The organism is Xenorhabdus sp. BG5, from assembly GCF_015163665.1.
Lineage (GTDB): Bacteria > Pseudomonadota > Gammaproteobacteria > Enterobacterales > Enterobacteriaceae > Xenorhabdus.
In genome coordinates, this window is record NZ_JADEUG010000052.1 from 1 (window position 1) to 13,643 (window position 13,643).

The 13,643-nt window shown below is 42.1% G+C and carries 13 protein-coding genes; 6 read left to right on the top strand and 7 right to left on the bottom strand.

The genetic code is table 11. The annotated features are described in order from the left end of the window. Positions 1-149 precede the first annotated feature (149 nt). The 4 genes from pyrI (at position 150) to nrdG (ending at position 3,719) form a co-directional block, all read left to right on the top strand. Positions 150-602: an aspartate carbamoyltransferase regulatory subunit gene (gene pyrI / locus IQ209_RS17225; RefSeq protein ID WP_193852425.1), complete on the top strand. Its 453-nt coding sequence runs from the start codon at positions 150-152 to the stop codon at positions 600-602. A gap of 92 nt (positions 603-694) precedes the next feature. Further along, complete coding sequence (gene ridA, locus IQ209_RS17230; protein WP_189760521.1) at positions 695-1,081, top strand: 2-iminobutanoate/2-iminopropanoate deaminase; 387 nt, start codon at positions 695-697, stop codon at positions 1,079-1,081. A 273-nt stretch (positions 1,082-1,354) separates the two neighbouring features. Continuing rightward, on the top strand, positions 1,355-3,253 hold the full coding sequence (gene nrdD, locus IQ209_RS17235) for an anaerobic ribonucleoside-triphosphate reductase (RefSeq protein WP_193852434.1): 1,899 nt from the start codon (positions 1,355-1,357) through the stop codon (positions 3,251-3,253). Positions 3,254-3,257: 4 nt separating this feature from the next. Beyond that, a complete protein-coding gene (gene nrdG, locus IQ209_RS17240) occupies positions 3,258-3,719 on the top strand; it encodes an anaerobic ribonucleoside-triphosphate reductase-activating protein (protein ID WP_193852426.1) in 462 nt (153 codons plus the stop codon). 8 nt (positions 3,720-3,727) lie between these two features. Here nrdG and IQ209_RS17245 read toward each other — a convergent pair whose 3' ends face one another. Beyond that, positions 3,728-4,159 (bottom strand): YhbP family protein, encoded by a 432-nt coding sequence (locus IQ209_RS17245; RefSeq protein WP_193852427.1) that lies wholly within the window; start codon positions 4,157-4,159, stop codon positions 3,728-3,730. Between the two features lie 117 nt (positions 4,160-4,276). Further along, entirely contained in the window at positions 4,277-4,528 is a 252-nt protein-coding gene (locus IQ209_RS17250; protein WP_193852428.1) for a YdgH/BhsA/McbA-like domain containing protein, read from the bottom strand. 287 nt (positions 4,529-4,815) lie between these two features. Between IQ209_RS17250 and IQ209_RS17255 the strand changes: the two genes are divergently transcribed. Next, positions 4,816-5,166 carry a GIY-YIG nuclease family protein gene (locus IQ209_RS17255; RefSeq protein WP_193852435.1) on the top strand — a complete coding sequence of 117 codons (351 nt, stop codon included), beginning with the start codon at positions 4,816-4,818 and terminating at the stop codon, positions 5,164-5,166. Here IQ209_RS17255 and IQ209_RS17260 read toward each other — a convergent pair. The 5 genes from IQ209_RS17260 to IQ209_RS17280 all read right to left on the bottom strand — a co-directional run bounded on the left by IQ209_RS17260 (position 5,129) and on the right by IQ209_RS17280 (position 9,304). After that, positions 5,129-5,638, bottom strand: a complete 510-nt coding sequence (locus IQ209_RS17260) for a GNAT family N-acetyltransferase (protein ID WP_193852429.1) — start codon at positions 5,636-5,638, stop codon at positions 5,129-5,131. The two genes, IQ209_RS17255 and IQ209_RS17260, sit on opposite strands and share 38 nt — an antisense overlap. After that, positions 5,632-5,772 carry a hypothetical protein gene (locus tag IQ209_RS17265; protein ID WP_193852436.1) on the bottom strand — a complete coding sequence of 47 codons (141 nt, stop codon included), beginning with the start codon at positions 5,770-5,772 and terminating at the stop codon, positions 5,632-5,634. The genes IQ209_RS17260 and IQ209_RS17265 overlap by 7 nt, the downstream gene beginning before the upstream one ends. Before the next feature lie 223 nt (positions 5,773-5,995). Then, a complete protein-coding gene (locus IQ209_RS17270) occupies positions 5,996-7,168 on the bottom strand; it encodes an ABC transporter permease (protein WP_193852430.1) in 1,173 nt (390 codons plus the stop codon). Beyond that, on the bottom strand, positions 7,158-8,312 hold the full coding sequence (locus tag IQ209_RS17275; RefSeq protein ID WP_193852431.1) for an ABC transporter permease: 1,155 nt from the start codon (positions 8,310-8,312) through the stop codon (positions 7,158-7,160). The genes IQ209_RS17270 and IQ209_RS17275 overlap by 11 nt, the downstream gene beginning before the upstream one ends. Before the next feature lie 20 nt (positions 8,313-8,332). Beyond that, a complete protein-coding gene (locus tag IQ209_RS17280) occupies positions 8,333-9,304 on the bottom strand; it encodes an HlyD family secretion protein (protein ID WP_193852432.1) in 972 nt (323 codons plus the stop codon). Positions 9,305-10,431: 1,127 nt separating this feature from the next. On the opposite strand from IQ209_RS17280, the gene IQ209_RS17285 reads away from it, so the two are divergent. Beyond that, positions 10,432-13,530: an inverse autotransporter beta domain-containing protein gene (locus IQ209_RS17285; protein ID WP_193852433.1), complete on the top strand. Its 3,099-nt coding sequence runs from the start codon at positions 10,432-10,434 to the stop codon at positions 13,528-13,530. Positions 13,531-13,643 lie beyond the last annotated feature (113 nt).

Consider the following 13,643-nt stretch of genomic DNA (forward strand, 5'->3'; position numbering starts at 1 on the left):
GATAAGCATGACTCAGTCCTCTCTTTTGCTTTTTTGTTTGTGGAAAATCAAAATTCGCAAAAATTGGACTGAGTTTCTTCGACACTCCTACCATTTTGAAAAGTTATTTATCTGAAGGAGGAATACCAAAACGGTATTCATGACATAACATGACCCAAGACCATCAACTACAAGTAGAAGCTATTAAATGTGGCACGGTTATCGATCATATCCCCGCCCATGTCGGCTTTAAGTTATTGTCATTGTTCAAACTCACCGAAACAGACCAGCGCATTACTATTGGCCTGAATCTGCCTTCCAACCATTTAGGTAAAAAGGATCTGATCAAGATTGAAAACACCTTTCTGACAGAACAACAGGCAAACCAGCTCGCCATGTATGCGCCCAATGCCACAATCAATAATATTGAGAATTACGTTGTGGTCAAAAAGATGCAAATCAACTTGCCAGACCGGATCGACAGTGTTCTTGTCTGCCCAAATAGCAATTGCATCAGCCATAATGAACCGGTCAACAGCAGCTTCTATGTTATGTCAGAAAAAGACGATGTAGTGTTGCGCTGTAAGTACTGTGAGAAAGAGTTTGATCGCCAGGCCGTTTAAGAATGTCCTGTATCAATTGATGAGGGGCAGAGGATCACTATAATGGCGATCCAGAAATTTTTTTCCATTTAGACGTTAAACAGGAGTTTCTAATGTCACGTTCTATCCATACCGAAAATGCACCAGCAGCCATCGGACCTTATGTTCAGGGTGTTGATCTGGGCAGCATGGTTATCACTTCCGGCCAGATCCCTGTTGATCCAAAAACCGGTGCCATCCCTGAAGAAGTGACTGCTCAAGCCCGCCAATCCTTGGAAAATGTTAAAGCAATTATTGAACAATCTGGCTTGAAAGTGGCTGATATTGTAAAAACCACGGTGTTTGTTAAGGATCTGAATGACTTTGCTGCCGTGAACGCAACTTACGAAGCGTTCTTCGCTGAACACAATGCGCCATTCCCTGCCCGTTCATGCGTTGAAGTTGCCCGTCTGCCAAAAGACGTAAAAATCGAAATCGAAGCTATCGCCGTTCGTCGCTAATTTGTCGTTTTCTCAGCCCTGATAACGTCGGTATCAGGGTTGATATTCCCATCCGGTTTTCCTCTTTTTCTTTGTCTTAGATCAACTTCTTCGGTTGTATATTGACTTATAAAATCTATATATTGTGCTTTAATATAATAAATACACTACATATAGTATTTATACACGAAATTATCCACATCAAAACAAAAAGTGAAACTTCATCTCATTTTTGCTGTGGATAACATATTGAGGTGCCATATTGTGAAAATGGTTGTAACGCAACAGGATGACATGAATAAGGACAATACCTGCGAACAGGATTCCCATGCATGGCATGATCGATTGGATCAAGAAATTCGGGGCCTGATCGAGCAAAGCAATTTCTCTCTTCTCAATGAAAATGCCAACAAAGACAGTAAGGTCATTCCAACCCAGCGCGATTTATTGGCAGGAATTGTCGCCCGACAATATGCCAAGCAGCATATGCTGCCACATGATGTGGTGCAGGCACACGATAGAGGAGAAATTCACTATCATGATCTGGATTACGCCCCGTTTTTTCCTATGTTCAACTGTATGCTGATCGATTTGCAGGGCATGCTGACTAACGGTTTTAAAATGGGCAATGCGGAAATTGAACCGCCCAAATCCATTTCTACCGCCACCGCGGTCACTGCCCAGATTATCGCGCAAGTTGCTAGCCACATTTATGGCGGTACAACCATTAATCGCATTGATGAAGTCCTCGCTCCTTTTGTGAAAGCCAGTTATGACAAGCATCTGGCCATTGCCAAAGAGTGGAATATTGCTGATCAAGTTGCCTATGCAGAAGCCCGCACAGAAAAAGAGTGTTATGACGCTTTCCAGTCCCTGGAATATGAAGTCAATACGCTGCATACCGCTAATGGACAAACGCCGTTTGTCACTTTCGGCTTCGGCTTGGGAACAACCAAAGAAGCCCGTTTGATCCAAATCTCAATTTTGCGCAACCGCATTGCGGGTTTAGGAAAAAACCGCAAGACCGCCGTTTTTCCCAAACTGGTTTTTACCATTCGTGATGGATTGAATCACCGATTTGGTGATCCCCACTATGACATTAAATTATTGGCCCTGGAATGTGCCAGTAAACGCATGTATCCCGATATTCTCAATTATGATCAAGTGATTAAGGTAACAGGATCATTTAAAACGCCAATGGGTTGCCGCAGTTTTCTCAGCGTTTATGAGGAAAACGGTCAGCAAATTCACGAAGGGCGTAACAATTTAGGTGTTATCAGCCTGAATCTTCCCCGCATTGCGCTCGAAGCCAAGGGTAATGAAGCTGATTTTTGGCAAATTTTAGATCAACGCTTGTCACTCGCTAAAAAAGCACTGATGACCCGAATTTCTCGCCTCGAAAAGACTAAAGCTCGCGTTGCCCCGATCCTCTATATGGAAGGTGCCTGTGGTGTACGCCTGAAAGCGGGTGACAATATTGCCGATATTTTCAAACAGGGTCGTGCTTCTATCTCATTGGGCTATATCGGCATTCATGAAACGATAAATGCGTTATATGGCAATCATATTCATCTGTTTGATGATGAACAGCGCCAGCAGAAAGCCATTGCGATGGTTAAACGCTTACGTAAGGCCGTCGATCAGTGGAAGCTGGAGACGGGTTATGGGTTTAGTTTGTACAGTACACCAAGCGAGAATTTATGTGACCGCTTCTGCCGTTTGGATACCGCTGAGTTTGGTATCATCCAGGGTGTCACCGATAAGGGCTATTACACCAACAGCTTTCATCTGGATGTGGAAAAGAAGGTCAATCCCTACGATAAGCTGGACTTTGAAGCGCCCTATCCGCCATTGGCAAACGGTGGTTTTATTTGCTACGGCGAGTATCCCAACCTGCAACATAATTTGAAAGCATTGGAAGATGTCTGGGACTACAGTTATTCACGGGTGCCTTACTATGGCACCAATACGCCCATTGATGAATGTTACCAATGCGGCTTTACCGGAGAATTTGCCTGTACCAGCAAAGGATTTACTTGCCCCCAATGTGGTAACCATGATCCAGCCCATGTTTCAGTTATTCGTCGTGTTTGTGGTTACCTTGGTAGCCCGGATGCCCGTCCATTCAATGCAGGTAAACAGGAAGAAGTGAAACGCCGCGTGAAACATCTCGCCAATGGGCAGATAGGTTAATAGCATGAATTATCATCAATATTATCCAATTGATGTGGTGAATGGCCCCGGAACCCGCTGTACGCTGTTCGTGTCAGGTTGTTTGCATCAATGCCGTGGCTGCTACAATCAAAGTACATGGCGAGTCGATTCAGGGCAGCCTTTTACGCAAGCAACCGAAGATCAGATCATCGCCGACCTAAAAGATCACCGCATTAAACGGCAAGGTCTGTCACTGTCTGGCGGCGATCCGCTGCATCCTCATAATGTTCGCCGCATACTGCAACTGGTTAAACGTGTACGGGAAGAATGCCCAGATAAGGATATCTGGCTATGGACAGGTTATGTCCTCAATGAATTAAGTGGAATTCAACAAGAAGTGATCAGTTACGTTCATGCGGTTGTGGATGGGAAGTTTGAACAAGCGCTGTCTGATCCCGCGTTAATTTGGCGAGGCAGCCATAATCAGGTTATCCACTATTTATGATAGGAAAATTAACGCTGCCAATGCAATTTCTTGCCAAAACCGAGGGTATTATTCACCATTTTGATTTCATTGATATTGAGCTGCCAGAGTGGGGACTTGGCCGTCAAAGCGATGGGAAAACGGCGACAATAACGTGCTCTGGCGATAGTTTCGGCTTCACCTGCCAATGAAATGACTTCACCACGAAATTGAACACCTTTGATTTGGGCGATATTGCGTGTTTGGCCAGCAACAGTACCTGCAACGCTGGGATTATTTTGCATCATCTGACCGTGGCGGGTATCAGATTCCGTCATAAACCAGAATGCCATGCTATCAGCATCAAAGACATAAAAGCAGTTCGCACACCATAAATCCTGATCTGAAGAAGTGCAAAGAGTGAATACATGCTGTCTGGCAAGATATTGACAAATCATTAAAATTTCTTTATTTAAATCCATATATTTCCATACCGTTATTTTATTCAAGTCATAACAGAACACGGCAGTCGTCTTATCCAGCTACGTGTTCTGTATTTGACTCAATCAACCCTGAGGTTTGTATAGAAATACTATAAATTATTTATAAAGTTCGGCAACTCCATTGAGTTGATTCTGACCATTTGCAGACACAATACGGAAATAGGTTGCGCCAGCTTCATCAGCTTTTTTGGATAACTTTGCGGTCAGACTATCTAGTGTCGCTGCACCACTAACTGAAACAATCCCAATTTTTTCTCCCTTAGCAACTTGAACTTCAGTGGCCGCAAAAGAACCGAAAGAAGCCGCACTTAATGCTAAAATAGCGACAATATTTTTTACATTTTTCATGTTTTGATCCTCTACTCATTTTTAACATGGGATTAATTTCTTGTAATTGTGAGCATGTTATACGCTTGTTCAAAATATTATAATTAGCAATTATTGCTATATTTTTTCAATTTTTTTGAATAAAAAACACTAACACTGGTTAACAAATGACATACATTTTAATAAATTCATTTAGTTATATTTAGAAATCATCAAAAACTTGGCTTATAATCACACTTATCACTGAAATGTGAATTAATTTCCCACATAAATTAACTTATTAAAATAATTAAAAATAAATAATGAATATTAACGTATCTAACTGGCATATCTATCTGATCAGAACACGGGATGGCAGTCTGTATACCGGAATAACGACCAATATATCTCGTCGATTTATGCAACATGCAGCCGGAAAAGGCGCAAAATGCCTAAGAGGGAAAGATCCCTTGACGTTGGTCTATCAAAGTCAGGTAGGAAATAAAGGAGTAGCATTGAAAATGGAATATCGCGTGAAAAAACTGAGTAAACAACAAAAAGAAAGGCTAGTTATTGACCAGCCTCTCTGCATAACGACTTATTTAACCAAAATCGGTTCACCTGAGAAATTTTTCACTCAGATTATGCCCACAGGTGATCAAAATGGGCAGGGTAAGTAACCAGACCATGACTGTCTCCCTGCGAAATATCAGCCAGGGGATAGATCAAGAAGTAACTCTCGCAATCAGGCCATTGGCAATATACTTGATACTCATTAGCAAGTTTAAAACCAAAACGGCAGTAGTATTCAGGCTCCCCCAACACAACAACCGCTCCATAGCCAAACTCGTTCAGACTATCCAGTCCTTCATAAACCAATTTTTCGCCAAGTCCATGACTACGATATTGTTCCGCCACAGCCAATGGCGCCAAACCTACCCATTGATGATCTTCACCATTGATATCAACAGGCGCGAAACCGGCATAACCAATCACATGACCTTCATCGTCGGTCGCAACAATACCTAGTGTCAATAAACCATCTTCTCTTAGTTGATGAATTAACTCAGCTTCTGCCGATGTTTCAAAAGATTGACGCAGCAAACGATCAATCCCCATAGCATCGACAGGAATTTCGACCCTGATTAACATGACGATAACGCGCGATCGTTCTGATCAGCGCCCTCTTTCTGTCCCGCTTTGATCAATCCAACCAGACGCAATAGATCAAAGCGAAGGATGGATGGCATAGATCCCACTTCAATGGAATCCATCTGATTTTTCACATGTAGTCCCAATTTGGTATTCCCTTCAACCCAAACGATGCTGAAAAGCAATGTATCAGGAAAAAGATTAAAGAGAAAAGGCGTTGCTTACAATGGGAAATTCGATGATAAATCCCTTATTAAAAAACGTCTACAGAACGAATCGCAACAACCCTACAGACATGTCGCATTTGAATGATCAAATATCCCTGTTTGCTTCTTTATGGATATGATTTTGTGAATATTATGATGAAAAGAACTGCTTAATACGCTGGATAATACAACGAAATTCTTTATTGCGCAGCATACCAACCAAAATACCCAACACCATGTACATTACGCCAAGCAACAACATCATGCCGATATCTTTGTACACATTGTGCAACGGTAATCCCATCTGGTTAACCCCTGCTATCGCTTTTGTCGCCCATGTCGAGGGTAATGCCAATGAAATCACTCTGACCCACTCAGGCATTGCCTGGGGCGGCCAAATTGTGCCTGAAATATAGAAGATTGGCGTGGTAATAAAAGCCAGCGTTAAATAAATCATTTCCACGCTACGCAGACATTCTGTCACCAATTTTCCCAATCCCAATACCGTCAACAGGAATGGGAATGTCAGTAAAAGCACGAGATAAATCGGTGCATCTTGCCGATACCCCAATATCCACGGCCACAGAATAAAAAAGATCACTGACAGAAATAACCAGATAGGGATCAAAGCGGACAATGTTCCTAAATAGACTGGCAGCGGTGGATTACCTTTGGGTGTTTCCCGTAGGGTAATACTGACACGAACACAAGCGACTAATAGGGAGTGTTGCAACAGCATGACCAATAAACCAGGAAATATGATTGCAGCATAGCTGACACCCGGATTAAATAACCCAATAGTTTCACTTCGAATCGGTTGTAGCAAAGTTTTCACCTGCTCAATGCTGAAACCCGATTGCAAAAGTAATTTGCCATTGTATTCTGACAAAAGTTCTTGATAAGCCAGCGCTAAATCGTGCTGAATCTGCCCATTGGCGAGACGATTTGTCGCATCACCATAAACCGGCACGGTGACATTCTGTCCACTCAGTAGACGTTTTTCAAAATCCACCGGCACAATGATAATAGCAAAGATGGTTCGTTGTAACATGTCACGACGGGCGTTATCGAGATTATTGTAGATTTTGGGGGCTACTTTTGGCATGGCGTTAATATTACGGATTAGCGTGCGGCTCGCATAGCTGTGATCATTATCGATCACTGCGATCGGTAAATCCCACACAGAAGGACGAATGTAAACCAGGCTCATTACACATAACGAAACCATCAATAGCAACCACATGGGTTTTTCCAGCATTCCCAAAAATACATCGCGCAGTGTTTGCCAATACAACGTCCAATTTGTTTGCCCATTACTTGCCATTAACGGTTTCCTCTGATCGATTAAGTCGCTTCCACAAGCGATTGCGAATCAAAAGGCCACAAACCACAGGATAGATCATCAATATCAGGCAAACAGATACAATAATCTGTAGTGACACTTCCCGCAGGAAGATGTCAAACATAGCCTGCAAAGCATAGGTTAATGGCTCAAGAGTAGCGATAACTCTTGCGGGCCATACCATAGAAAGTACGGGTACGAGCATGCCAGAAAATGTCATCGCAATACTGACCAACATCCCAATCAAGGTGTAGGCTGTTATGACACTGTTAGTGAAGGAAAACAGCAATAGACCAATGCTTTGCGCGGCAATCACATAAAAAAATCCTACGATAGGCATGTACACTGGATTACCCGCGACTTTTGCTCCCGAAGAAATAACCAGTATCGTAATTTCTACCATCAATAGCAGTGTGAACATCAAGGTATAAGGTGCCAATTTTCCCAACAATGCCCCGACGAAATATTTGGCCTCCAAGAGCTGACTTCCTCTGGCCATGGTGTAGATAGTACATGTGACGACAAAAAGTTGTAATAGATGAATGGTTGCCGCAAATTGCTGGTAATAAATATAACTGCCGCTGGCGTTAAACAAGCTGTCATAGGACATGTTTGCTTTTGCTAATGGAGGTAACTGCCGGCCTATTTCAGAAGCAATGATTACACGGTATTTTGCATTCGTTTCCGCCACCAATCCGCTGAAATCCTGAGTCGAGTAGCGACCTGCACCATAAAACAGGGCATTGTAATACATACTCACCATCGGCTGTTTTCCACTTAGCGCATCTTTTTCAAAATCCTCTGGGATATAAAGTAGGGAGTAATCCTGCGCTCTGCGCAAACGCTCTATAGATTCTGGCAAGCTATTGTCATAAGACTTAATATTTGCATGGGGGGCAGCATCCAGGTTACGGATAAAGGTGCGTGACAGCACACTCTGGTCATTATCCACAACCGAAACAGGCAAATTAAACAGTGTTCCTTCTGAAAAATTAGCACTAATTAAGATAAACAGCAGCAAAGGGAACAGCCATCCTAACCAGTGAAAAACCGGACTGTGCAGTGCAGTACTAAATTCCCGCGTAAATTCCTGTTCAAAACTGCTCCACGCAGCTTTTCTATTCATCAGGCACCCTTATTTATACCTTACTTATTCCAAAGCCATAAGGCACTCATGCCCGGACGTAAGCCATCAACGGGTTGCAATGGATATAACCGAACCTCAAACGTTCTCAAGTCAAAATCTCCCGTCGCTCGGGTTGCACGTTTCGTCGCATAATCCCCCATCGGGGCGATATAACGGATTTCAGCTTCTATCTCTTTATTACCCAGTGCAGGTACACGTAATTTAATTTTGTCTCCCTTGCGAACGTGCGCCAAAATATCTTCACGCAAGTTATAGACAAAATAAGCCTGTGAAATACGTACCAGTGTCGCCAACGGGCTATTAGCATTAAAAAGTTGACCAACTTCTGCTGGCAATGGCCCGATTTCGCCATCAACAGGCGCTTTGACTTGCAGATCATCACGCTGTATTTTCAGTTCACGCAGTTTTTCTTCTGCTTCATCCAATGCCGCCTGGAACTGCTGTCTTAACTCTATGCGGTCGCCATTTTTTCCTGCATCCAGATCGGCTTTAGCTCCCAGCATTTTTTGATAGGCAATATCCCGTGCGTTGCGCGCATTATCCAAAACGCTGGCAGATACATAACCGTTGGCTGACATATTTTTGAGACGATTAAATTCACGCTGTGCATTGGTATATCCTGATTGAGCCTGGGCAAGAATAGCTTCTAAATTTCGAATGTTCTCCTCACGAGTCCCGTGCAGGGATAATTCAAGTTTTGCTTTAGCTTGATCACGTACAGCTTGCGCCGCGGCAACTTTAGCCGCCAGTTCAGGGCTATCAAGACTCACCATCCGTTGCCCGACGTTGACACTTTCTCCTCGTTCAACATGAACTTGAACAACTCGCCCCATAGCCTTGGACGCAATAATCACTTCCGGCGCATCAACCTCTCCCTGCAACAAGAGTTCCTGGCTATGGGAACGGAAAAGCACAGCCATTGCGATGAGAAAAATAATCAGTAAGATTGTGAAAAGTGTTCTTTTCTTCATTATGTTCTGCAAGCCCTAAGCGTACTATCAGGTCAAATTTTTAATAGAATCAAAATCCTAATTCAATACCAGTTACCGTATCAGTAAAAGCTGAGCAGAGGTTTTAATCCAGCCTAAACACTCTCCACTACTAAATCTTAGCACCTCTGGGAAAAATGCCCTTGTCAGTTATAAATCTTGCCATAAACCAATTAACGCCAATAAATAAAGGCCATATCGTTATAAATTCTTATGATAATAGCATGATGTTTTTTAACAAAAACAAAACATTTAGCACATATACGCATTAAACTTCAAGTTGCAATTTACAACACGCTATGAAATCACACGCATCTTGAAGTTAGATTGGTATAATCATATAAAACTGAATAGTAATCATAAAAATAATTAGTTGAATAAATTTTATATTAATTAAGTTAATAAACAGAATAAATTAGCCTCTATAATCCTTTTTCATCCAGGGTAAATATTGATAATAAAAAAAGAGAATAAAAGAACGGCGAAAATAGGAATCAATTGTGCAATAAAATTGCATACTATAATTACCGCTATAAATTCTCATATATTAATAAAGTAAAAAATAAATACTATTTTTCCGTTCCAAATATTCTCGACAGATATTCATTTTAATAATGAACTATTGATTTGATTCTATGACAAAATAGAAAAAATAAGCCGAAATACATCATGCTCCCTTATGATTTACCCTGTCTTTATTCTAAATCTGAAAAAGCACCAAGATAATACAAAACAAAATGATAACTATTTATTTTTACTTAATTATTTAAGTAAAACAGGGGTTAAATATCAACCTAATTCAGAATGTATTGATAACGAAAGTTATATTGATCAATAAATGATTTTATGCTGGAATAAAAAACCATATAAAAACAAAACAGCAGATCAATAATCTGATTGTTAACTAATAAGTTAAATTTTTTAACTATTTTGTGATATCCCAAATCAAGTAATGCGGTGTTGTCATCCCTTTATTGTGCACTTATATGGCATTTTTCACCCTGATTAGACGACTCATGGCAGGCAGTAAACAGAAAATAATATCCTGAAATGGATAGGTTTACTGTTGGCTATCGTATGGTATTTTTTATTGTTACAGGTCTATAGATATGAACAAAAAATCCGATCAGCCGCAGTTGTTACATAAACAACAAAGTTTGGTGCAACGTGTAGCTTGGGTGAACATTATTGCTCAACTCGCGTTCCCAATTGCTGGAGCATTCACCCCCGCGATCGTTGCTGCCAAAACACCCCCAACTTTTCAAAATGAAAAATGGGTTTTACCAACAGAGCTTTATGTCCTGAAATCAGGGGAAACAGTCAGGATCATCGCCAAACGTTATGGTTTAACTGTCTCCGATTTAAAAAAAATCAACCAATTGCGTACCTTCGATAAACCTTTTACCGCACTCGGAATGGGTAGTGAGATTGATGTTCCAAAACCCCGTAACAATAAATTTCTGCCTTTTAACTATTCCTCATTGGAAATATCTTCATCAGAACAGCCTGTATTAAAACAATCTTCATTAAAGCCCCCCTCATTAGAGCAATCTTCATTAGACAAAACTGCTACAGAAGACAAGACGTCTATGACAGCCAATACAACCAAAAATTCTAACCCTCTGGCTGAGATTTCCTCTCGCATTGGCCAGTTGCTGGCCAGTGACGACATTAAAAATAATGCCGCAAGTCAATTAAGCAGTTTGGCGGTGGGAGAAGCCAATCAGAAAATTCAAAATTGGCTGGGACGCTACGGCACAACGCGTGTACAACTCAATATAGATAGTCATGGCCATTTGAGTGACAGCCAATTTGATATGCTATTGCCGTTGTATGATACCTATCATCAGATGTTTTTTACCCAGTTCGGCCTGCGCCATATCGATCAACGCAATACCGCCAATATTGGATTTGGACAACGCCATTTTTTTGATGACTGGATGCTGGGCTACAATGCTTTCTTTGACCACGATATCACTGGCGATAATAGCCGGCTCGGCCTTGGCGCAGAATATGCCCGCAATTACCTGAAATTGGCGGCTAACGGCTATATTCGCTTAAGTAATTGGAAAGAATCCCGCCTTTTGACTGATTATGATGAACGCCCTGCCAATGGCTTCGATCTGAAAGCACAAGGTTATTTGCCTTCGTTACCACAACTCGGTGGCAAGTTGATGTATGAGCAATATTTCGGGGATGAAGTCGGTCTTATTAGTAAAGATCATCGCAAGAAAGACCCTGCTGCCTTCACTTTTGGGGTTAATTATACACCTATCCCATTGCTGACTTTCGGTATCGACCGCAAACAAGATATGTCTGGTGGTGGGGAAACTCAGTTCAATATCGAACTAAATTATGAAATTGGTACACCGTGGGCCAAACAGATTGATCCAGATACCGTAACATTTAAGCGTTCTCTGCAAGGCAGCCGCTATGATTTAGTCGATCGCAACAATAAGATCGTTTTGGAATACCGCAAACGTGAAGTGATCTCTCTGGCAATAGATAACCTGATTATTGGCCATGCCAGAGATACCAAACCTCTCCATATCAGTGTCAATAGTAAATATGGGTTTAAAAATATTGAGTGGGATGCGGCAGATTTTTTTGCCAATGGTGGCAAGCTCCAACATCAAGGTGGTACACACTATTTGTTGACCTTGCCAAAATATCAAGCCCAAAGCAACAATACCTACACGGTGGGAGCCATTGCTTACGATGAGCACGGTAATGCATCCAAACGAGCTGCAATGAAAGTACAAGTGCTTCCCGCTACAGTTAATGCTAATAAATCCACCTTCTCAGCAAAAGACAAAGAGCTATTGGCTGATGATCATTCCACCACCCTCTTGACATTAATCTTGAAAGATAAGGATGACAAATCCATCCGTGGAGTTGCCTCAGACATCAAATTGGTCTCAAGTGGGTTAAGTGGAAATGGCAGCGATCCGAAGATCGATAAAATGAAAGAGGTCCAGCCGGGTGTCTATGAATCCCAGCTCACTGCTGGCGAAAAGATCGGGGTACTGAAAATTACGCCGGAAGTGGAAGGTATTATCATCAAGCCCGTCGAGATCATGTTCGTACATCCTGATGCACCACTCATTAAAAATTTGTCCATAGTTGGCAAGTTAGAGATGGGCCAGAAATTAAGTGCAACTTATACCTTTAATCCTAATCATGGTGACCCAACGGATAAATCGATCTATGTATGGGGCAATAAGGGCGATATTGACCTGACCAAAGGTCATACAGTAACAGAATCGGGCAAGATCCCTGCCTATACATTGACACTGTCGGATGCCGGTAGGGTGAAAGAGATTGCTGTCCAGGCAAAAAATACAATGAATATGATCGGTAATACACAGCGCGTTGATACTAGCATGAGTGCCGATCAAGGGAACCACACTCATGATGGTGGAAAAGGAGGCACTGTCAGAGGGCTAGCCGATGACATGATGATCACGGTCAGTGCTGATAAGGTAAAAAAACAAGAACCGATCATACTGACAATCAAAGCGCTAAATCACGAACAGACAGCCCGAAATGTAGCCGTCAGAGTTAACGCTATTAAAGCGCTGAATCGCCAGAATGCCAGTCATAAAATCACAGCCTTACTTAGCGGCAAATCAGGTGTATATCAGGGGTTCACGGATGATCAAGGTGTCTTGTCTATTGCCGTGACCGATCCGAACGGATCTGGTGTGAAGACGACGTTGTCTATCTCGGCGGATGGTACTGCTGCGCCACAAACTAAAGACGTCATTTTTACTGTAGTGACTAGCCCAGACGTTCCCGTAGCCAATTTTTGGGGGCATATGCCTGATACCGTAGTGGCTGAAAATGGCATTGTCTTTAAGCGACCACGGGTGCAAGCAGAGCTAATGGCTAATCATTTAAACGCAAATGACACTTATTCCGAAAATGGCGAAATGTGGCCGCGACGTCGTGAAATAGGGGCCGCATGGTACTGTAAGAAAACACATAGCAAGTTGCCAACAAAAGAAGATTTGATGGCTTTGTACCGTGCCCATCCAAACAATGCCATGCATAACCAATTTGGTTGGCCCGAACATCGCTCCTACCGTTCTGACACAGTAGGGAAAGATGAAAAAGGGAGAGATGAACATTACGCCGTGAATATAGATGAAGGATTTGAACACGTTATCAATGATAAAATCTATGATTACGTCATCTGTGAAGAATAACGTGTATTGGCTTAGACTTGATCTGACAGCTACCGGTTATTTATACAGGTGTCTGTCAGGTTAAATCTGGTTCAGATTCTTTTCTGCCCAGACCCGTTTGCCATCAAGTAACG